This window comes from Bartonella sp. HY038, assembly GCF_014117425.1.
Taxonomy (GTDB): domain Bacteria; phylum Pseudomonadota; class Alphaproteobacteria; order Rhizobiales; family Rhizobiaceae; genus HY038.
Genome location: NZ_CP059725.1, coordinates 1,935,832 through 1,957,634 on the forward strand (window position 1 = coordinate 1,935,832; position 21,803 = coordinate 1,957,634).

General features: G+C 40.8%; 19 protein-coding genes, 4 tRNA genes and 1 pseudogene. 8 read left to right on the top strand and 16 right to left on the bottom strand.

Annotated elements, in window-relative coordinates:
- Window positions 1-5 precede the first annotated feature (5 nt).
- The 16 genes and pseudogenes from H3299_RS08340 to H3299_RS08415 all read right to left on the bottom strand — a co-directional run bounded on the left by H3299_RS08340 (window position 6) and on the right by H3299_RS08415 (window position 14,992).
- Window positions 6-1,541 (bottom strand): NADH-quinone oxidoreductase subunit M, encoded by a 1,536-nt coding sequence (locus H3299_RS08340; RefSeq protein WP_182417239.1) that lies wholly within the window; start codon window positions 1,539-1,541, stop codon window positions 6-8.
- A complete protein-coding gene (nuoL, locus tag H3299_RS08345) occupies window positions 1,541-3,523 on the bottom strand; it encodes an NADH-quinone oxidoreductase subunit L (protein WP_182417240.1) in 1,983 nt (660 codons plus the stop codon). Before nuoL ends, H3299_RS08340 begins: the two co-directional genes overlap by 1 nt.
- Window positions 3,524-3,529: 6 nt before the next feature.
- On the bottom strand, window positions 3,530-3,838 hold the full coding sequence (gene nuoK, locus H3299_RS08350; protein WP_182417241.1) for an NADH-quinone oxidoreductase subunit NuoK: 309 nt from the start codon (window positions 3,836-3,838) through the stop codon (window positions 3,530-3,532).
- Window positions 3,839-3,851: 13 nt separating this feature from the next.
- Window positions 3,852-4,466, bottom strand: coding sequence for an NADH-quinone oxidoreductase subunit J (locus H3299_RS08355; RefSeq protein ID WP_182417242.1), 615 nt, complete (start codon window positions 4,464-4,466; stop codon window positions 3,852-3,854).
- Between the two features lie 202 nt (window positions 4,467-4,668).
- Window positions 4,669-5,160: an NADH-quinone oxidoreductase subunit NuoI gene (gene nuoI, locus H3299_RS08360; protein ID WP_182417243.1), complete on the bottom strand. Its 492-nt coding sequence runs from the start codon at window positions 5,158-5,160 to the stop codon at window positions 4,669-4,671.
- A 12-nt stretch (window positions 5,161-5,172) separates the two neighbouring features.
- Window positions 5,173-6,210, bottom strand: a complete 1,038-nt coding sequence (gene nuoH / locus H3299_RS08365; RefSeq protein ID WP_182417244.1) for an NADH-quinone oxidoreductase subunit NuoH — start codon at window positions 6,208-6,210, stop codon at window positions 5,173-5,175.
- Between the two features lie 27 nt (window positions 6,211-6,237).
- Entirely contained in the window at window positions 6,238-8,316 is a 2,079-nt protein-coding gene (nuoG, locus tag H3299_RS08370; RefSeq protein WP_182417245.1) for an NADH-quinone oxidoreductase subunit NuoG, read from the bottom strand.
- Between the two features lie 54 nt (window positions 8,317-8,370).
- Window positions 8,371-9,676, bottom strand: a pseudogene (gene nuoF, locus H3299_RS08375) (NADH-quinone oxidoreductase subunit NuoF).
- 64 nt (window positions 9,677-9,740) lie between these two features.
- Complete coding sequence (gene nuoE, locus H3299_RS08380; RefSeq protein WP_182417246.1) at window positions 9,741-10,388, bottom strand: NADH-quinone oxidoreductase subunit NuoE; 648 nt, start codon at window positions 10,386-10,388, stop codon at window positions 9,741-9,743.
- Entirely contained in the window at window positions 10,388-11,578 is a 1,191-nt protein-coding gene (locus H3299_RS08385) for an NADH-quinone oxidoreductase subunit D (RefSeq protein ID WP_182417247.1), read from the bottom strand. The genes nuoE and H3299_RS08385 overlap by 1 nt, the downstream gene beginning before the upstream one ends.
- A gap of 2 nt (window positions 11,579-11,580) precedes the next feature.
- Window positions 11,581-12,027: a GFA family protein gene (locus H3299_RS08390; protein ID WP_182417248.1), complete on the bottom strand. Its 447-nt coding sequence runs from the start codon at window positions 12,025-12,027 to the stop codon at window positions 11,581-11,583.
- Window positions 12,024-12,635 carry an NADH-quinone oxidoreductase subunit C gene (locus tag H3299_RS08395; protein WP_182417249.1) on the bottom strand — a complete coding sequence of 204 codons (612 nt, stop codon included), beginning with the start codon at window positions 12,633-12,635 and terminating at the stop codon, window positions 12,024-12,026. Before H3299_RS08395 ends, H3299_RS08390 begins: the two co-directional genes overlap by 4 nt.
- A gap of 9 nt (window positions 12,636-12,644) precedes the next feature.
- Window positions 12,645-13,223, bottom strand: coding sequence for an NADH-quinone oxidoreductase subunit B family protein (locus tag H3299_RS08400; protein ID WP_182417250.1), 579 nt, complete (start codon window positions 13,221-13,223; stop codon window positions 12,645-12,647).
- Window positions 13,214-13,579 (bottom strand): NADH-quinone oxidoreductase subunit A, encoded by a 366-nt coding sequence (locus H3299_RS08405; protein WP_182417251.1) that lies wholly within the window; start codon window positions 13,577-13,579, stop codon window positions 13,214-13,216. The genes H3299_RS08400 and H3299_RS08405 overlap by 10 nt, the downstream gene beginning before the upstream one ends.
- Before the next feature lie 780 nt (window positions 13,580-14,359).
- Window positions 14,360-14,436, bottom strand: a tRNA-Asp gene (locus H3299_RS08410).
- Between the two features lie 479 nt (window positions 14,437-14,915).
- Window positions 14,916-14,992: transfer RNA gene (locus H3299_RS08415), tRNA-Asp, on the bottom strand.
- 224 nt (window positions 14,993-15,216) lie between these two features.
- Here H3299_RS08415 and H3299_RS08420 point away from each other — a divergent pair.
- The 8 genes from H3299_RS08420 (at window position 15,217) to H3299_RS08455 (ending at window position 21,696) form a co-directional block, all read left to right on the top strand.
- Window positions 15,217-15,292: transfer RNA gene (locus H3299_RS08420), tRNA-Val, on the top strand.
- 41 nt (window positions 15,293-15,333) lie between these two features.
- A tRNA-Val gene (locus tag H3299_RS08425) sits at window positions 15,334-15,409 on the top strand.
- Window positions 15,410-15,688: 279 nt separating this feature from the next.
- Window positions 15,689-16,114 (top strand): hypothetical protein, encoded by a 426-nt coding sequence (locus H3299_RS08430; RefSeq protein ID WP_182417252.1) that lies wholly within the window; start codon window positions 15,689-15,691, stop codon window positions 16,112-16,114.
- Window positions 16,115-16,215: 101 nt separating this feature from the next.
- A complete protein-coding gene (locus H3299_RS08435) occupies window positions 16,216-16,971 on the top strand; it encodes a competence/damage-inducible protein A (protein ID WP_182417253.1) in 756 nt (251 codons plus the stop codon).
- A gap of 144 nt (window positions 16,972-17,115) precedes the next feature.
- On the top strand, window positions 17,116-17,715 hold the full coding sequence (locus H3299_RS08440; protein WP_182417254.1) for a DUF4291 domain-containing protein: 600 nt from the start codon (window positions 17,116-17,118) through the stop codon (window positions 17,713-17,715).
- A 379-nt stretch (window positions 17,716-18,094) separates the two neighbouring features.
- Window positions 18,095-19,771 carry a hypothetical protein gene (locus tag H3299_RS08445; protein WP_182417255.1) on the top strand — a complete coding sequence of 559 codons (1,677 nt, stop codon included), beginning with the start codon at window positions 18,095-18,097 and terminating at the stop codon, window positions 19,769-19,771.
- Between the two features lie 743 nt (window positions 19,772-20,514).
- Window positions 20,515-20,757 (top strand): Imm74 family immunity protein, encoded by a 243-nt coding sequence (locus H3299_RS08450; RefSeq protein WP_182417256.1) that lies wholly within the window; start codon window positions 20,515-20,517, stop codon window positions 20,755-20,757.
- 513 nt (window positions 20,758-21,270) lie between these two features.
- The gene (locus tag H3299_RS08455; RefSeq protein ID WP_182417257.1) at window positions 21,271-21,696 is read left to right on the top strand and encodes a hypothetical protein; all 426 of its coding nucleotides are present in this window, start codon (window positions 21,271-21,273) and stop codon (window positions 21,694-21,696) included.
- Window positions 21,697-21,803: the final 107 nt, after the last annotated feature.

A 21,803-nucleotide genomic window follows, 5' to 3' on the forward strand; every position in this document is an offset into this window, starting at 1 on the left:
CTCTTCTATTGCATCAATGTTGCACTTGAAGCGATTGCCTGCAGTGCATCATTATAATTGGTAATAAGGTTGTTTACGGCACCTGAAATAACATTCAAGATAGCCATTGGATAAATACCGAAGAAAATAGTCAAAACAACCATTGGGTAGAGAAGGAATTTTTCCCGTGGCGATAAGTCTAGCAAAGCCTTCAAGCTTTCTTTTTCCAGCGGACCAAAAATGACCCGGCGGTAAAGATAAAGCGCATAAGCAGCCGAGAGAATAACCCCAGAGGTTGCAAAAACTGCAAACCAAGTATTGACTTGGAAAAGTCCAATCAGCGTCAAAAATTCACCAATAAAGCCCGAAGTACCCGGTAAGCCGACATTGGCCATGGTGAAAATTAAAAATACGGTTGCATATTTTGGCATGTTATTGACAAGACCACCAAATGCCGCGATCTCGCGAGTATGCAGGCGATCATAAATGACACCCACACAAAGGAAGAGTGCACCTGATACAAAACCATGCGAAATCATCTGATAAATCGCACCTTCAACGCCTTGGGCATTGGCGGAGAAAATACCCATTGTCACATAGCCCATATGAGCAATTGATGAATACGCAATGAGCTTTTTCATGTCCTCTTGCGCAAGAGCGATCACCGAGGTGTAAATAATTGCGGCAACTGACAAGAAAAAAACGAAATTTGCAAAATATTCTGATGCAACTGGGAACATAGGCAGCGAGAAACGCAAGAACCCATAGCCACCAAGCTTCAACAAAATACCTGCAAGAATAACCGAGCCTGCCGTTGGTGCTTCAACGTGTGCATCTGGCAACCAAGTATGGACTGGCACCATTGGCATTTTAACTGCAAAGGACGCAAAGAAAGCAAGCCATAACCACGTCTGCATGGAAGCAGGGAAATGGTGATTGTTTAACAATTCAACAATATCAAGTGTACCAGCATTCCAATACATTGCCATTAAGGCAACAAGCATGAGAAGCGAACCAAGCAAGGTATAAAGGAAAAATTTTATACTTGCATAAACGCGGCGCTGACCACCCCATACGCCAATGATGATAAACATTGGAATAAGGCTACCTTCAAAGAAGATATAGAATAGCACACCATCAAGCGCACAAAATACACCAATAACCATTGTTTCTAGAATAAGAAACATAATCATATATTGCTTTACACGCTTTTGAACTGTTTCCCAACTAGCAAGAATACAAAATGGCATAAGAAATGCGGTAAGCACCACAAATAAGATGGAAATACCATCGACACCCATATGGTAGCTAATTGCTGGTTTACCTTCAGAATTGGTAAGCCAAACAAGTTTTTCAACCATTTGGAAGCCTGCATTGCTGCGATCAAAACCTGCCCAAACGACAAGCGAAAGTACAAATACAAAAATAGTGGTTAATAGCGTTACATTACGAATATTGCGCTTGGCAGCCTCGCCATCTTCTTTAATCAAGAGGATAAGCAATGCGCCGAGTAACGGCAGGAATGTAACCGTTGAAAGAATTGGCCAATAATGCTCACTCATCAGTTTACACTCCAAAATGTTCCAAACATCATCCAAGTGATGAGGGCTGCAACACCGATAAGCATCGCAAATGCATAATGATAGAGATAGCCGGTTTGCATGCGTACAGCGACCTTATTGGTAATAGTAAGAACAAGACTGGCAAGACCATTTGGTCCTAGTCCGTCAATTATTTTTCCGTCAACGACCTTCCAGAAGAAACGGCCAATGGCAAAGGTGGGACGAACAAAAATAGCGTCATATAATTCATCAATATACCATTTATTGAGCAGGAATTTGTAAAGGCGTGGCATTGCTGTTGCAAGTGCCTTTGGAACGGCTGGCGAAATGATATAGAACCAAAAAGCAAGAACGAAACCAAGAGCCATAACAATAAAGGGTGACCATTTTACCCAAACTGGCACGCCGTGAGCATCATGCATCACATGGTTGTGCTCGGAAGTAAATAATGCACCTTTCCAGAAAGCGTCATAATGATCGCCGAAGAAATAAGGCATAAAGATAAAGCCCGCAAGCAAAGCGCCAACTGCCAAAACAAACAATGGCGCTAACATGACAGGCCCAGATTCATGCACATGATGCATAACGTCAGCCGTTGCGCGTGGTTTACCGTGGAAGGTAAGGAAAATCAAACGCCATGAATAGAAACTGGTCATAAAGGCGGCAATGACAAGAAGCCAGAAACCATAGCCTGATGCAGCATTATGGGCAGCATAAGCCGATTCAATAATTGCATCCTTGGAGAAGAAACCAGCAGTACCAATAACGGTTCCTGGAATACCAACGCCAGTCAAAGCGATTGTACCGATAATCATCATCCAATAAGTGGTTGGAATATATTTACGCAAGCCACCCATGTGACGCATATCTTGTTCATCAGACACAGCATGGATCACTGAACCTGCACCAAGGAACAATAATGCCTTGAAGAAAGCATGAGTGAACAAATGGAATACTGCCGCGCCATAAGCGCCAACACCAAGAGCCACAAACATATAACCAAGCTGCGAACAGGTTGAATAAGCAATAACGCGCTTAATATCATTTTGCACAAGGCCAACAGTTGCCGCAAAAAATGCAGTTGTCGCACCAATAAAGGTAATGACTGTCAAGGCTGTAGGCGAAAGCTCAAAGATTGGCGACATACGTGCAACCATGAACACACCAGCCGTCACCATGGTAGCCGCATGGATAAGAGCAGATACTGGAGTTGGGCCTTCCATCGCGTCTGGCAACCAAGTATGCAACAAAAACTGCGCTGATTTACCCATTGCACCAATGAATAACAATAAGCAGGTAATCGTCAATGCATTGGTGCGGTCAACTTCCCAGCTTAAGAACGTAAAAGTATTAGCATAGTCGCCACTACCCGCACGGGCAAAAATATCTTCAAACCCAACAACACCGAAAATCACAAAAATGCTAAACATGCCAAGTAGGAAGCCAAAGTCACCAACGCGGTTCACCACGAAAGCTTTCATGGCTGCCTTGCTAGCTGAAGGTTTTTGATACCAAAAGCCAATAAGCAAATAAGATGCAAGACCAACGCCTTCCCAACCAAAAAACATTTGGACGAGATTGTCAGACGTGACCAACATCAACATCATAAAGGTGAAGAGCGAAAGATAGGCAAAAAAGCGTGGACGGCTTGGATCATGGTGCATGTAACCGATGGAATAGATATGCACAAGCGCCGATACGGTATTAACAACAACCAACATAATTGCGGTTAGAGTATCAACCCGAAAAGCCCAATCAAAGTCCAATCTACCTGATAAAATCCAGCTAAGCACCTCCACATGCTGGGTTTCACCATTTGCATTCATTGCAATTGTAATAAATGCAACCCAAGACAATATGGCAACAACAACCATCAAGCTACAGGTGACTAATTCACTTGCACGCGCACCGATGCTATTGCCAAAAAGACCAGCAATGAGAAAACCAATTAGTGGAAGGAAGACGATTGCGTCAAATAACATGATGCGTCAACCTTTCATCATATTGACATCTTCCACCGCGATAGAACCGCGATTACGGAAGAATACAACAAGTATGGCAAGACCAATTGCTGTTTCTGCAGCAGCAACTGTTAGCACGAAAAGTGCAAAGACTTGGCCTACCAAATCATTTAAAACAGCAGAGAATGCTACGAAATTTAAATTAGCCGAGAGCAAAATAAGCTCTACCGACATTAAAATAATAATAACATTCTTACGATTTAGAAAAATACCGAAAACGCCAATCGTGAACAAGATCGCCGAAACGGTCAGATAGTGAGCAATTTCTATATGCATTTTTTTCTTCCCGTTAAATACCTTTATTGGATTCGACTTTTTTAATCTCAATGGCAGTTTCAGGTGTACGTGCAACTTGGGCAGCAATTGATTGGCGCTTAACATTAGGGCGGTGACGCAATGTCAAAACAATTGCCCCAATCATAGCAACCAAAAGCACCAAACCGGCTAATTGGAAATACAATACATAATCAGTATAAAGTATTTCACCAAGCGCTTGTGTATTGGTTTTAGCAACATCACTTGCCGCTTTTGCAGCAATGGCAACATCTGGAATGATCGAGTTCGAAGTAAAAACAACCACAAGCTCAATAAGCAAAATAAGACCGACAAGCGCACCAATTGGTGCATATTGCAATGCACCGCGCTTTAATTCGGCAAAGTCCACATCAAGCATCATGACCACAAACAAGAACAATACCGCAACGGCACCGACATAAACCACAAGCAAGATCATGGCCAAAAATTCAGCGCCGGTGAGCAAAAATAATGCTGCGGCATTGAAAAAAGCCAAAATGAGGAAAAGAACCGAATGAACGGGGTTACGTGCCGCCACCACCATTACGGCACTTGCGATCAAAATGAACGAGAACAGATAAAAAAACGCAACCACAGGACCAGTTAGCATGGGGTTCCCCAAGATAATTCAACGCAGTGACGTGGAATGAAAGCGCCACGTCTTCGCCTGAAAGAAGCTAAATTAAAGCTTCCGATGACAAGAGGGTCAAACTTTTGCCCCTCGAAAAGCTGCCTAAACAGCCTTAAATAAAACCCTATAACCGCATACAAAACAAATAGTTACAATGTGATATTAAGGTTATACTAAATTATTAACGATACGGTGCATCAAGCGCAATATTGCGAGCAATTTCGCGCTCCCAACGATCACCATTAGCGAGCAACTTTTCCTTATCATAATAAAGCTCTTCGCGGGTTTCGGTCGCAAATTCAAAATTTGGTCCCTCAACAATCGCTTCAACTGGGCATGCCTCTTGGCAAAAACCACAATAAATGCACTTTACCATGTCAATATCGTAACGCACTGTACGCCTTGTACCATCATTACGGCGTGGGCCAGCTTCAATGGTAATAGCTTGTGCAGGACAAATAGCTTCACATAATTTACAAGCAATGCAGCGTTCTTCACCATTTGGATAACGGCGCAGCGCATGTTCACCACGAAAACGTGGTGAAATACGACCTTTTTCATAAGGATAATTGATGGTTGGCTTTGGTGCTACAAATTGCTTGCAGGCAAGAAAAAAGGCACTTACCAATTCAAGTAGCAATAAAGATTTAGCAGCTTGGAAAAGACTTGACATTATCTTAAACTCCTATGCCAGACCAGTAATTTTTAAGAATGCAGCCGTAAGCACGACCATTGCAAGTGAAATAGGCAAGAAGACTTTCCAACCAAGACGCATGAGCTGATCATAGCGATAACGTGGAACGAAAGCTTTAACCATCGCAATCATAAAGAATACAGCGCAAACTTTGAACAAGAACCAGAACACACCCGGTATCCAATTGAGCCACCAAACATCAAGCGGCGGCAACCAACCACCCAAGAATAAAATCGTAGTCAAGGCGCACATCAAAACAATCGCAACATATTCACCAAGCATATAAAGAAGATATGGGCCTGAAGAATATTCAACCATGTGACCAGCCACAAGTTCAGATTCTGCTTCGACCAAATCAAAAGGTGGGCGATTTGTTTCAGCAAGTGCTGAAATAAAGAAAATCACGAACATTGGGAAAAGACCTAACCAATGCCAATCAAGAAATGATGCAAATGGCAAACCAGCCATAGTGCCGATACCATCTTTTTGTGCAAGCACAATTTGAGTAAGATCGAGCGAACCTACGCAAAGTAGCACAGTCACAATCACAAAACCAATGGACACTTCGTAAGATACCATTTGCGCGGCAGAGCGCAATGCACCAAGAAATGGATATTTGGAGTTTGATGCCCAGCCGCCCATAATAACACCATAAACTTCTAACGAAGAAATAGCGAATACATAAAGCATGCCGACATTAATATCAGCAACTGCCCACCCTTCATTAACTGGAATAACCGCCCAACCACAAAGGGCAAGGCCTGCCGAAATGAATGGAGCAAGAAGGAAAATACCTTTATTTGCGCCGGCTGGAATGACAGGTTCTTTAACAATAAACTTAATCAAATCCGCAAAAGATTGGAAAAGACCAAATGGACCAACAACATTGGGACCGCGACGCAATTGAACCGCTGCCCAAATCTTACGATCTGCTAAAAGCAAGAATGCAATGATAACCAACAGCGCTACAATAAATAATAGCGACTGCCCGATTGGCAACAATATCTGCATCAAGAAGAAATCTAACATTTTATATCACTCTTCCTCTTGTAACCATTATTCTGCTGCTTGCGGAATGCGACCGCTTGCAAGCGCCGAACACTCAGCCATAATAGCAGATGAGCGTGCGATCGGATTGGTAAGATAGAAATCTTGTATAGGTAAAACGAATTTTGCTGAACCAAGGGTTTTAAAGCCATTAGCCAAAGTGGTAATATCTTTAACGTCACCCACCAGAATATCATCAATGGCGGCAAAGTGTGGATACTCATTATAAAGCTTACGTCTTAAAGCACCAAGTGAATCATAAGGCAAACGCACACCCAAAACATCAGATAATGCGCGTAAAATTGCCCAATCTTCTTTTGCTTCACCAGGAGCAAAAGTTGCACGATTGGTCATCTGTACGCGGCCTTCAGTATTAACAAAAATACCTGATTTTTCAGTGTAAGCTGCACCGGGCAAAATAATATCTGCATTATGCGCGCCATTATCGCCATGGCTACCAATATAAATTGTGAAGCCTTTTTTAGCATTCAAATCAATTTCATCAGCGCCAAGCAAGAATAACACTTCGCTATCACTTACTACGTCTTTTGCCCTTGCATTATCTTCGGCAACAAAACCAAGATCAAGTCCGCCAACGCGTGAGGCTGCAGTGTGAAGGACATTAAAGCCATTCCACTCGTCATTAACCGCACCAATAATTGTAGCAAGCTTTGCAGCCGCCTTTGCAATATTAGCACCATTCTCGCCGCTAAGTGCACCCTGACCAAGTATAATCATAGGTTTTTGAGCAGTTTTCAATTTTTCAAGGAATGAAAGCTTGCCATCAATAAGTTGACTGAGTGTTTCTTCCCCTGCCCCAAGATATTCGAAAGGATAGCGCATTTCACCACGCTCGCCAATCACAGCAATTGGATAATCGCTCTTTCTTTGGCGTTTACGAATACGGGCATTAAGAACCGATGCTTCAAAACGTGGATTACTACCAATGATAATCAATGCATCGGACTGCTCAATACCGGCAATCGTTGTATTGAAAATATAGCTAGCGCGACCCGCTTTTGGATCATGGGCTGCGCCATCTTGGCGGCAATCATAATGGGTGGAACCAAGCGCATTAAGCAATGATTTTAGCGAATAGATTTCTTCAACTGTCGCAAGATCACCAGCAATAGCACCAATTTTGGTGGCATTTGCCTTATCAATCGCAACTTTAATCGCCGCAAAAGCTTCTTGCCAACTTGCTGACATTAACCGACCTTGGCCATTGCGAATATAAGGGCGATCAAGACGCTGGGTTTTTAAACCATCCCAAATGAATCGGCTCTTATCTGAAATCCATTCTTCATTAATCGCTTCATTAACCCGTGGCATAATACGCATAACTTCGCGTCCACGCGAGTCAACACGGATAGCTGAACCAACCGCATCCATAACGTCAATAGTTTCAGTCTTGCTAAGTTCCCAAGGACGTGCATTGAAAGCATATGGGCGTGATGTCAAAGCACCAACAGGACAAAGATCGATAACATTGCCCTGAAGCTCTGATGTCATTGCCTTTTCAAGATAGGTGGTGATTTCAGCGTCTTCGCCGCGACCAATAAGCCCCAACTCAGAAATACCTGCAACTTCGGTGGTAAAGCGCACACAACGTGTGCAGTGAATGCAACGCGTCATCACTGTCTTTACTAACGGCCCAATATATTTATCTTCTACCGCACGCTTATCTTCTTGATAACGTGAGAAGTCACGACCATAAGCCATTGCTTGATCTTGCAAATCACACTCGCCGCCCTGATCGCAAATGGGGCAATCAAGCGGGTGGTTGATAAGAAGAAATTCCATGACGTTTTCACGCGCGCGCTTTACCATAGGTGTTTTTGTAAAGATCTGCGGTGGCTCACCATTAGGACCGGGGCGCAAGTCTTTTACGCCCATTGCACAGGAAGCCTGTGGCTTAGGTGGCCCACCTTTTACTTCAACCAAACACATGCGGCAATTGCCGGCGATAGACAAACGCTCGTGAAAACAAAAGCGGGGCACCTCGGCTCCGGCCTCTTCCGCTGCTTGTAGCAACGTATAGTGATCGGGAACCTCGATCTCCTTGTCGTCAACTATGATCTTTGCCATCGTTTTTCCAAACCGGCGGCCTCGCCGCCTATCCTAGAAATTAAACCAAAAAAACTATTCAGCAGCTTCAAGCGCAATATTACGGCTTTGCACTGCATTATGGGTATATTCATCAATCCGCTTTTCAATTTCAGGGCGGAAATTACGAATAAGCCCCTGAATAGGCCAAGCAGCAGCATCACCGAGCGCACAAATCGTATGCCCTTCAACCTGCTTAGACACATCAAATAAAAGGTCTATTTCGCGCTTTTGCGCGCGCCCTTCAACCATGCGCCCCAAAAGACGCATCATCCAACCAGTACCTTCACGGCATGGTGTACATTGGCCACAGCTTTCATGCTTAAAAAATGCTGCAATACGCCAAATAGCTTTAATAATATCGGTCGATTTATCCATAACAATCGCGCCGCCAGTACCAAAAGAAGACTTAACTTCCCTTAAACCGTCAAAATCCATGATCACATCGATCATGGCTTCGCCGCGAACGACAGGACAAGATGCACCGCCTGGGATAACGCCTAAGAAATTATCCCATCCACCACGGATACCACCGGCATGTTTTTCAATAAGCTCACGGAAAGTAATGCCCAAAGCTTCTTCAACGGTGCATGGTGTATTTACATGACCTGAAATCATGAATAATTTGGTGCCCACATTATTAGGACGACCAATAGCTGCAAACCATTCTGCACCGCGGCGTAAAATTGTTGGCGCAACTGCAATGGATTCAACATTATTAACGGTTGTAGGGCAACCATAAATACCCATATTAGCTGGAAATGGCGGCTTCAAACGTGGCTGGCCTTTTTTGCCCTCCAAGCTTTCAAGCAGCGCAGTTTCTTCACCACAAATATAAGCACCGGCACCATGATGCACAATAATATTGCAAGGATGGCCATGTTTTGGATTTTTACCCAAAAGTCCTGCATCATAGCATTCATCAATAGCTGCTTGCAGCGCTTCACGTTCGCGAATATATTCACCGCGTACATAAATAAAAGCAGTATGAGCGCCCATTGCAAAAGTTGCTATAACACAGCCTTCAATCAAAGTATGTGGATCGTGACGCAAGATCTCTCTATCTTTACACGTACCAGGTTCGGACTCATCGGCATTGACAACCAAATAATGAGGGCGACCATCACTGACCTTTGGCATGAATGACCATTTCATGCCAGTCGGGAAACCCGCACCGCCACGGCCACGCAAACCAGATGCTTTCATCTCATTGATGATCCAATCACGACCTTTTTCGATAATGCCTTTGGTGCCGTCCCAACAGCCACGAGACATTGCACCTTTAAGAGATGTGTCTTTTAATCCGTAAATATTGGTGAATATGCGATTTATCAGCTAGCATGTCTCACCTATTCCTTTCCGTCCGTAACCATCGGCTTTTAAAGCAATCTCACTCATTAGCATAACTACTCTTTAGGCTTTACAGCTTGAGCTTTTACCTGATCACCATCAAGCAATGACGTTAATCCTGTGATTGGTTCTGATGACTTGCGTGAATTTTGCGGCCCAACAGGGACTGACGCACCTTCACCACGCTCAAAAGCATCAATAATTTCTTCTAAACGCTCTGGTGTTAGGTCTTCATAGGTATCTTTGAAAATCATCACCATTGGTGCATTAACGCAAGCGCCTAAGCATTCGACCTCTTCCCATGAAAGCGTGCCGTCTGCATTGGTTTCAAATGCATGTTCGTTGATCTTATTCTTGCAAAGTTTGATCAGTTCACCTGAACCGCGAAGCATGCAAGGAGTTGTACCACATATTTGCACATGGGCTTTTGTACCCACTGGCTTTAACTGGAACTGCGTATAAAATGTTGCTACTTCCAAAACACGAATATAAGCCATACCGAGCAAATCAGCGATATACTCAATTGACGCGCGTGTGACCCAACCATCTTGCTCTTGCGCACGCATGAGCAAAGGAATAACCGCCGATTGCTGGCGACCTTCTGGATATTTAGCAATGGTTTTTTCAGCCCATGCCATATTTTCAGCATTAAAAGCAAATGTATCGGGCTGTACAGATTCATCAGCGAGACGGCGAACAGACATTAGCGATCAACCTCTCCAAAAACAATATCAAGGGAACCAAGGATAGCAGCAACGTCTGCAAGCATGTGACCCTTACACAAGAAATCCATTGCCTGTAGATGTGCATAACCCGGCGCACGTAATTTAACACGATATGGCTTATTGGTACCATCTGCGACGAGATAGACACCAAATTCGCCTTTTGGCGCTTCCACTGCTGCATAAACTTCACCCGCAGGAACGTGGAAACCTTCAGTAAAGAGTTTGAAGTGATGAATAAGCGCTTCCATTGAACGCTTCATATCACCGCGTTTTGGCGGGGTAATTTTTTGATCAACACTCGAAACAGGGCCAGTCTTTTCTGAACTCAACAAGCGCTCGACACATTGGCGAATGATACGGACTGACTGGCGCATTTCTTCCATGCGGACAAGATAACGATCATAACAATCGCCATTTTTACCGACTGGAATATCAAATTCCATCTCTTCATAGCATTCATAAGGTTGGCTTTTACGTAAATCCCAAGCCGCGCCCGAGCCACGCACCATAACTCCAGAAAAACCGTAAGCCCATGCATCTTCAAGCGAAACCGTTGCAATATCAACGTTACGTTGTTTGAAAATACGATTAGGTGTAATAAGCGCATCCAAATTACCAAGCGCTTCAAGAAACGGATCAAGAAATGCGCCAATATCTTCAACCAACTGCTCTGGCAAATCTTGATGAACACCACCTGGACGGAAATAATTGGCGTGAAGACGAGCACCACAAGCGCGCTCATAAAATACCATCATTTTTTCGCGCTGCACAAAGCCCCAAAGTGGTGGCGTTAAAGCACCAACGTCCATGGCTTGCGTGGTAACATTAAGAAGGTGGTTCAAAATACGACCAATTTCGGAAAAAAGCACACGAATGAGCTGGCCACGCTTTGGCACCTCAACTTTGAGCATTTTTTCAATGGCGAGCACATAGGCATGCTCTTGATTCATTGGCGCAACATAGTCCAAACGATCAAGATAGGGACCTGCTTGCAAATAGGTCTTAGTTTCCATCAACTTTTCTGTACCGCGATGCAGAAGCCCAATGTGCGGATCAACCCGCTCTACCACTTCACCATCGAGCTCCAATACCAAGCGCAACACGCCGTGCGCTGCTGGATGCTGCGGACCAAAATTGATATTAAAATTACGGACATTGACCTCAGCCACGATCAAATCCCTCCGTTTGAAAAGAGCGCCTCAATGTCCTTACCGGTCATCTTACGCGTTTCATTTGCAAATTCATAAAAATGCGGTTTTTCGTCGTAATAAATTTCACTTTTCAATTCAAAACCACTTTGATCGTCAAATGCAGCAGCACTTAAATAGACCATTGATCCATCACGCATACGCCAACCAAGCGAACTTCCACATGATGAACAAAACAGCCGCTCGCCCCAAGAAGACGATGGATAAACTGAAAATTCAACATTACCCAGCACTTCAATCGCTGGATCAACCGCTAGGGACATAAAAACGCCACCAGACATTTTCTGGCACATATGACAATGGCATATGCCGACATCTATACCAGATAGCTTTGCCTTAAAATGCACATCACCACAAAGACATTTACCCTCGCGAATGAAAGTGCTTTCTTCTGGCTGACCTAGATTCATTTGCGCTCTCCTGCTTTTTCATCACCAGGCAGAACATAATCTGTACCTTCCCAAGGCGACAAAAAGTCAAAGCTGCGCATTTCTTGACGAAGAACAACGGGTTCATAAACTACCCGCTTTACTTCATTATCATAGCGACATTCTACAAAACCAGTGGTTGGAAAATCTTTACGCAATGGGTGTCCTTCAAAACCATAATCGGTCAAGATACGACGCAAATCTGGATGATCTGAGAACAAAACGCCATACATATCGTAAACTTCACGCTCATACCAATCCGCACCTGGATAGACACTGAAAGCTGACGGCACATCTTCATCTTCACTGACCTGAACCTTAACGCGAATGCGCAGATTCTGACGTGGTGACAAAAGATGATAAGATACATCAAAGCGCTTTTCACGCGATGGGAAATCAACGCCACTAACGTCAATAATACAGATGAATTGACACTGCACATCGTCACGCAAGAATGTCAATACACCAAGCAGCTCGGCAGGATCAACCAAAAGATTTAACTCACCATAAGCAATCTCTTGGCTCAACACCTTAGAACCTATACGCTCAGCAAGATAGCTATTGAGATCTTCAATTGCTTCAGAAGCCATAATACTCTCCTAGCGCTCGATCGAACCGGTACGGCGTATCTTCTTCTGCAATAGAAGCACACCATAAAGCAGCGCTTCAGCAGTAGGAGGACAACCAGGAACATAAATATCTACAGGAACAATACGATCACAACCACGCACAACCGAATAGGAATAATGGTAGTAACCACCACCATTTGCACATGAACCCATTGAAATCACATAACGCGGCTCAGGCATCTGATCATAAACTTTGCGCAATGCGGGAGCCATTTTATTGGTAAGCGTACCAGCAACCATCATAACATCTGATTGGCGCGGTGAAGCGCGCGGAGCATAACCAAAACGCTCATTATCATAATGCGGCATTGAACAATGCATCATCTCAACTGCACAGCAAGCAAGACCAAAGGTCATCCACATCAATGAACCAGTACGCGCCCAAGTAACGAGCGCATCTGTCGATGTAACCAAGAAACCCTTATCAGAAAGCTCGGCATTAATATCCTGGAAGAACTTGTCGTCAGCACCAATAAGCTTGCCAGTATTAGGATCAATAATTCCTTTAGGCTGCGGCGCGACCAAAGTCTTATTTCCGGTCAATTCCATTCCAGAGCCCCTTTCTTCCATTCATAGATAAAGCCTACAGTCAAAACGCCTAAAAACAGCATCATTGACCAAAACCCGAACATCCCGATATCGCGGAAAGCAACCGCCCACGGGAAAAGAAAAGCTACTTCAAGATCGAAAATAATGAATAGAATTGAAACAAGATAAAAACGAATATCAAATTTCATGCGCGCATCATCAAACGAGTTGAAGCCACATTCATAAGCAGATAATTTTTCTGGATCGGGCGAACGATAAGCCACAATATAGGGCATAATCAACAAAGCACCTGCAATCACCAATGATACTATAATAAATATCAATACAGGCAGGTAATTCATCAGAATATCAGGCATATCCTTTAACACCTTTTCAAACGAGGCAACGCCATTAAACACTTTGCATTTAAGAAAACAGCTCAGTGCACCAAAGAATCTCTTTAGACATTTTCCTCGCCCAAACAGCTTCAAGGGCATGCTGCGCGAAATTTGTCGCAAGGGTTAACGCAGAGTACACAAACAAGCAATAGTTTTATCACAAAAAAGATAATTTATGCGACATTTTGCTTACTGTTAACAGATGAAACAGAATTATCTAAAAACCCTACTTCACAACTCAACTTTTCCCTAACACCATAGAATTTACGGTATTTTTGCTATAATATCTTTCAATATGGTTTCTCAAACTAAAGATACAAGACACTAATCTTCACTTTATTGAGAAGCCACCATATTTTCGCCAAAACTAGCAAATTTAAGCAAAAATCATGATGCAACCATAGAATCATTCTAACACAAGTTCAACTCAATTTGTTACAATTTAGATGATAGTCACAGCATAGGTAGCTGCTCATTTTGCATTCCCTTGCAAATATCACCACCCGATGGAGTAATGACAAATTAAATAGAACAAGTGGAATTACCAGAGTTAAATCTAAACGCTTTTACAAGAGCAAGATGAGCGGATAGCATTAAGCGCTAAATAGAAATCACCACAAAACATTAACTGAACAAGCAAAGCTACAATGAGCCAATATTGCAACTAAAGCAAAAAGTAACAAAGCTAGCATGAACCAGAATCATAACATATTATTTTATGTAGGGAAAATTAATAGCGCCACTAAACTTAAAGTTTAGTGGCGCGAGTGACGGGACTCGAACCCGCGACCTCCGGCGTGACAGGCCGGCACTCTAACCAACTGAGCTACACCCGCGCATTTGACGAAACCGTTAGTTACTGAACTTTCTTATTATCGAATTTTCATCACCATTTCATCTGGCGTGAGCGGTGTCTAAGACGTTCAAACAAAGAAGTCAAGCGCTTTAATTGAAATAATTTCAATTTATCCATTTTTTATTGTTAAATGCCACAGTCAGCCAAACGGCCACTACCTCACCCCATAACAAAAGGCATAAAATACTAAGAAAGCCTTTTGAATAATAATGACTTTCACCAAAACGTTAAATGTAGACAGGAATGCAGTTTGCGAGGATAGCAAAAAACAACCAAGATAAAATGAATGAGAATTAACCTATATAATAGGGCGCAAAAAGCAGGCAAAAACACCAGCCAACTTAAGCCAATAGATAGTAAAACTAAACATAAAGGAAAAGAGAACAATCAGCCATTGATTAAACAGTGCAGCAAAGCCACCAAACCCAATTAATCAAAAAACATTTTTGAAAGGTTAAGTGGCGCGAGTGACGGGACTCGAACCCGCGACCTCCGGCGTGACAGGCCGGCACTCTAACCAACTGAGCTACACCCGCGCACTTATCAACCAAGCCAATAAACTATTTAAACAACAGCTATTTGTTTGGCGTTGGCACCGTTTAAAAGGTTAAAATGGATTCGTCAACCACATATTTTAGAAAATCGACACAAATTTCACTTTTCTTCGTTTTTTTCTAAAATTTACAAAAAAATGCAATTTTTCATTTTTTTTGCTTGCACTTTGCAAAACTATCAATTAGAGAGTGCCTACCCTTAACGGGGGCGATTAGCTCAGTTGGTAGAGCGCTTCGTTTACACCGAAGATGTCGGGAGTTCGAGTCTCTCATCGCCCACCATTATTTCTTATTATAAATGTAAGAAATAGAAAGTTATAAAAGGGCGATTAGCTCAGTTGGTAGAGCGCTTCGTTTACACCGAAGATGTCGGGAGTTCGAGTCTCTCATCGCCCACCATTATTTCCACTTTGAAATCTTAGAGTAATTTTACTACCAGCTGCTTCGCAATAACTTGGCTTTATATCCGCTTGTTTAGTTACAATGGTCAATTTCCATAAGGTTTAAAAATAAATCTACAGCAGCTAGTTTTTTCGTTACTTAAGCAAAAGCGTAATATCCTGCTTAAAGCCTAACTTTAAACACACTATTATCTACTTAATTTCTTATTTGATTCTTTAAATAGAGTTTCATAATTTAATGAATATGATGGATATTTAAACAGATGAGGAATTTACAGTGAAAAAACTCGGCTTTCTTTTTTCAGCGCTCGCAGTTTTAACTGCCTGCAATAGCACGTTACCAGCGCAACTATCACCTGATAATACGTCAGCAGAATTTGAAAGCCGTTTTTATGATGGTGGTGACATTCAACCGCAAACTTTAACAAGGGCTGCCGGAATTGCCCAAAGACGAGGCTTTGATTATTTCACCCTTGAGACAAAACGGCCAGAATCATCAAGCAGGCCACGTTTTACCGTAGATTATGGTCGCAATCCCAATGGCTTTGGTGACGCTGGTGCATCTACCCCCAACGGATTGAATGCTGGAATAACTGCTGGTGGCGCGACAAGAACCCATTGGTTAGTTCGATTCTATAATGGTAATGACCGCCCAAGCCATTTAAATGTCTATTCAACCAAAGAAATATTAAACCGCCGCTAATTATCACGGGACTATTGGGGGCAGTTTGCCCTCACATCATGTAACGACAAAATGGCAATAACAAACAGAATCAATTTTATTGAGCTGCATAGGAAATTACCATGAACAATAACTCAACTTATTCATATACAGCTGCCATGCTTGCCATTGGCGACGAATTGCTTTCAGGCAGAACAAAAGACAAAAATATTGCGCTCCTTGCTGAAACTTTAACTCAAGTCGGAATTGAATTAAAAGAAGTACGTATTGTCGGCGACGAAGACACTGCAATTATTGCTGGCATTAATGCTCTTAGAGCCCAATATGATTATGTGTTTACCAGTGGCGGCATAGGGCCAACCCATGACGATATTACCGCAGAATCAATATCAAAGGCTTTTGATCTTCCTTGTATTTTCAATCCCGAAGCCGAATTGATTCTTAGTGATTATTATAAAGAGCGTGATGTGCCTTTTACCCCTGCCCGCCGTTTGATGACAAGAACACCGCAAGGAGCAAGCTTAATAGCAAACTCGGTGTCAGCAGCACCCGGCTTTAAAATTAGCAATGTTTTTGTACTTGCCGGCGTTCCCAATGTTTTTAATGCGATGCTCAATGCAATTTTGCCAAGTTTAGATAAAGGTACACCTTTTCAATCCATTTCAATTAACTGCCCCTTTGGTGAAGGTGTCATCAGCCAAAAACTAGGCGAAATACAAAAAGCCAACCCACAAACAATTATCGGTTCTTACCCCAAATTTTCAGAAAATAAAGAAAATCCGTTTTCTGTTGAACTCGTCATAAAAAGTAAGGATGCAACTGCATTAGATAAAGCAAGTGCGGAAGTATTAAGCATGATCAAAGAGTTAGAAAAATAAGACATATTTTTTTTAAAATACTGATTTTACATTTATATATTGCGATATTTATGATGTTCTATAGAATTTAAAAGCAAGTTAGGGCAAAAAATCTAACTTGCTAAACTAAACAATAATAAAAATAGTTAAAAAAATTTAATAATAATGAACAAACGACAAATTCGTGCAATTTTTAACCAAAACACTATTCGTGTATATCAAGCTTTTAATAATGGTATTGCTGATGCAGCAATCAAAAAAGGGACTTTTAGCTCTCCCCCCTTTAGCCTTACCCGTATGACATGGATTAAACCATCCTTTTTGTGGATGATGTATCGCTGTGGCTGGGCGGAAAAAGATGTTGGGCAGCAACGGGTTTTAGCAATTGATATTACCAGAGAGGGGTTTGAATATGCGCTTTCCCACTCCTGCCTTAGCCATTTTGACGCTGAGCATCATCAATCCCATGACGAGTGGAATCAACAGTTAAAAATTAGCCCTATACGCATTCAATGGGATCCTGAGCGCGATATTTACAGCAAACCGCAAGACCACCGCTCACTGCAAATTGGCATATCTGGGGCAATGCTTGAAAAATATGTTAACGAGTGGATTGTTGCCATTAGCGATATTACGTCGCAAGTAAAGCAAATGAAAAAGCTACTCGATGCGGGTAAAGAAGACGAACTATTGCAACAATTACCGCAAGAAGCTGTTTATCCATTGCCACAAAAAATTCAAAAAATAATTAGCATGGATAACTAAGTTTAAATATGATCTTTAAGACGAAAAATAATAACATCTATTTTTGTCTGCAAAAGATGTCTTTTAGGTCGAGCAACTAAAAATTAGCCCGCGCCCTTATCTCCATCTATCAAATTAATTAGATTTAACGGTAAGCCGCAGAATTATGAAACCATTATTTTTGGCCAAGTTAATTTATTATATAGGTAATTAATGCCTTAATATTGGTTTATAAAACCGTTGCAGCTTGAAAATAGGTATAAAATTGTTTTAAAAGCAATTTATTATCATAGTAAAACCATATTAACATGGAAATGCAAAAATTCAAATAATGAGATTAGAGTATGAGGCTCATCTCCATTATTTTCGTATATCCATTACTTCTAAATGAGAGAACAACATGGCATCTGTTGGCAATTGGCTAAAAAGATTTATATTGCGTAGTTTTATCTACCTGTTTGGGATAATCATTGTTTTGGTTGTTATTGGCGGGGTTGCTTTTGTTGTTGCAAGACCGCAGATTAATGATTTCGTTAATAAAGAAATCAATAAATATGGCGTTGAATTAGAAAGCTGGAGCATTGGATTAACCGGCAAGGCTAATCTTTATAAAGTACGAATTCCCCTTTCTGATGGAACAATTATTACAGTTCGGGAAATATCTGCCCGTCCACCTGTTAGCAGTTTTAAAGGCGTTGCCGATCTTTATGATGTAAAGGTTGAGCATGGTGGAGTAAGCTTGCAAATTCCGCAGCTTCATGTCGATGGCATTGTACAAAATGGCAAGGATGTGACAATTCAGTCAAAAAAGTTGCAAATGTTGATGCAAATTGGCCTGTCCTCTATACGCGCAAGTGATATTAATCTTGTTTCTAACTTAAATGGTGCACAGGAAACAGCAACTATAAAAGGTTTTAAGCTTGATAATCTTGATAAGGGAAAAATCGCCTTTATCGGTTTTGATTCAATGCAAACCACATCAAACTTCACACAAGGTGAACTGTCCGGCTTACGCATAGAAAGCGGTGCCGCTAGTGCAAAAAATATTGATGTTGCTTCAGCCTACAGTTTCTTAGAAAATACTCTTTCACAAAATCAATCCGTAGTGGATTTATTTGGCCCTCTAAATCTTTCGAACGTAAAGTTAGATGCAGGATTAAGCGATGGCAAAGAGTTTCATGCTAGTTTAGGCGCACTTAAAACTGAAGGCTTTTCCTTGCGCAACTTGGGACAAAACCCTATTGGACAAGCCAAAGCTGCAATGGCTGTTTTAAAAAATAGCAATGCGAGTAAAGAAGAGCGCAGTACTGCAACCAAAACACTTGTGCAATTGCTTCAAAATATCGCAAAAATAAATGGAAGGTTAGAAAATCTTGTCGTTGATACAGCAAGTGGCAAATTGTCCGTTGGATCATTTGAAATAACCCCAAGCAGTTGGAACAGTGTCATTCCAGAATCGCTTTTGATCAAAGCTGACAACGTTCTTTTTGATTTAGCCGACTTGCCAAGTAAAGAAATCCAGACACTAAGAGATATGGGGTATGCCCAGATGGATCTTTCCTTTGTCATGAGCCTAAATTGGAACCGTGATGACAATTCGTTAAATATTAACGAATTAAGTTTTACCGGCAAAGATATGGGACAAGCCCAAATATCAGGTAAATTTAAAAACGTCGCCCCCGCATTTTTTTCGGGTGATTTGCTTCAAATGACTATGGTGGCTTCAGGCATTACCTTGCAAAGTTTAGATATTGCATTTAGCGATTATGGTGCATTTGAACGGATCATTAAATCTGGTGCACCATATGGCGGCGTGAGTGAAGCCAATCTGCGTGCCGACATACGTGAAATCGCAGTTAAAAGCCCACCAGCACTTTTGAAAAACCATAAGGATGCAAATGCGATTTCTGAGGCCTTAGGAAGCTTTGTGGACAACCCTGGCACCGTTAATATCCATATCGTTTCAAAAGCACCGGCTGGGCTTAGCCTACTTGATTTATTAATTTCGCAGGCGGACCTACCTGCAATTTTAGATAAGCTTGATTTTAGAGTGACATCAACAGGCAAACCTCATTAATTAGCCTGTCAATTTAATTACATGGAAAGCGGAGTGATACAAAATCACTCCGCTTTTTTATTTTTTTAAATATTCAATGTTACACAATGTAATTGTTTTAATTGATGGCTTACACTAACCCATCATTTGCAACAAAATATTACAGGTAGAAGATTGCGATATTGCTTTTAAAAACACTTTTTGCCGAATTATTCTAACATTCGCTTGAAAATGAATATGACTAACTACGCAAGTTTAATGCTAGTTATTATTTCGCGGTTTCTCCTTATCACAAAAGCGTATGTTTAAACTCGTTTTCCATTTTTTGATGCGTATATAATACGTTTTTAAAAGATCAGCTTTGAATTTTCTAAACCAAACTTTGACCAATCCACAAAATCGACCAAAGCATTAGGCCGGCGCGCTCCATCTAAATTTATTATCAAGGCAAAATCTACTTTACCACATATTACGCCCTGTAACGTTCTTTCGAGCAATTGGCACAATTTCGTTATAAACTTGTCCATCTTGTTTAAACATACCAAAAATTGTTATTTGTCATTAAGCCCCCGTTTGCGTTTTTACGACGAGTATGGAAGATTTATCTGGACTAGCAAGAGCTGTTATTATTCAATTACTTTGTCTACTAAATATTTAAACCAATATGGAGTTGTCCAATCTGATTGATACCGCTAATGTAAATAAAATCATTACAATTGATCTTTAAATGGATATAGAAACAATATTTTTGTAAGAAGAAACTAATGATTATTCAAATATCACGAGGTTCTTTAAGGGTAAAATTAGCAAATAAAATAGCTTATATTGAAGGCGAATTATGCTTTCCCCCAACGGAAAATTTTGAATTTATAGTTTACGTTAACAGCATAAAGAATTGGGAAAAGCCTTTTGATAATATAGAAATTACTGAAGAGGAAAAAGAACAACTTATAAATGATATAAAAAATGAATTTAGACAAAAAAGAGGAAAAGTTGTTTTTGATTAAACCTTTTCATATTAACTTAGATTTTTTTAAATTCGTACTTTGGTGTAAAATGTTTTCCTTATCTTTGCAGCCCAATATCTCATATGCGGAGCATTGCTAAAAGCTAGCAAGCAGATAATTACAAAGATATTCGTAGCCTTATATCCATCACTACACAACGGTGAATTAATTGCGGTAGGAATTAATTTTCAATATGAAACTGATTGAAATGATAATCGATTACTAGGGGCAGATCCCATTAAGTTGAACGAAATAGTATTTATCGATTAAATGAGGGAGTAAATACTCATTTTCAAACTGGTTAGATATGTGAAAAGATATTACATTTTTATTAGCTTTTTTAATCATGATAAAAATTTAATCTCAATCGGCATATAACTAATCATGAAGGACTACATATCAAGATAGAAGTTCTTAACGGAAAAAGCGGCGAAAAATGCACGATAAATATTTTATTGAAAATTGAAATGGATATAACGTAGCTTCTGATTGCTGATGATAGTGTGGATTATAATGACTGACGTAGACTATATTTGCCTTATTTTTTCTGATGCTAATAAAATATTAAAAAAATATATTGGCTATGACATAAGTATTTTTTCAAAAATAGATCAAGTTAAAAAATTCCATGAAATATGTAGGATAGATGATTATTCTTCTAAAAGCGATATAGAATTACTGGATAAATTAAATATTAAAAAATATTTAATTGGGAACGTATTTATATACACAGAGGATTATTCCCTTGATAATAATATTATATTTGAAATAAATTATTCTTTAATTGAGGTTTTTGTTCGTCAGTTTCATAAAAATTTCAATACTCCTTTTTTCAAAGATAAGACTATATTTATTTGCCCCAACACACAAAAACTTTTACTTTATTTTGCAGAAGGTTGGTGGTTCTATTATGATTTACCGTTGGAATTTTCAGAATAATTTTTACACATGACATGATAATTAAAAACCCAAATGAAATAATTGAGAATGTGCATAAGGCGCAATTTTCATCGCGAAACTTTATAGGAACATGTTGAAGCAGTTTT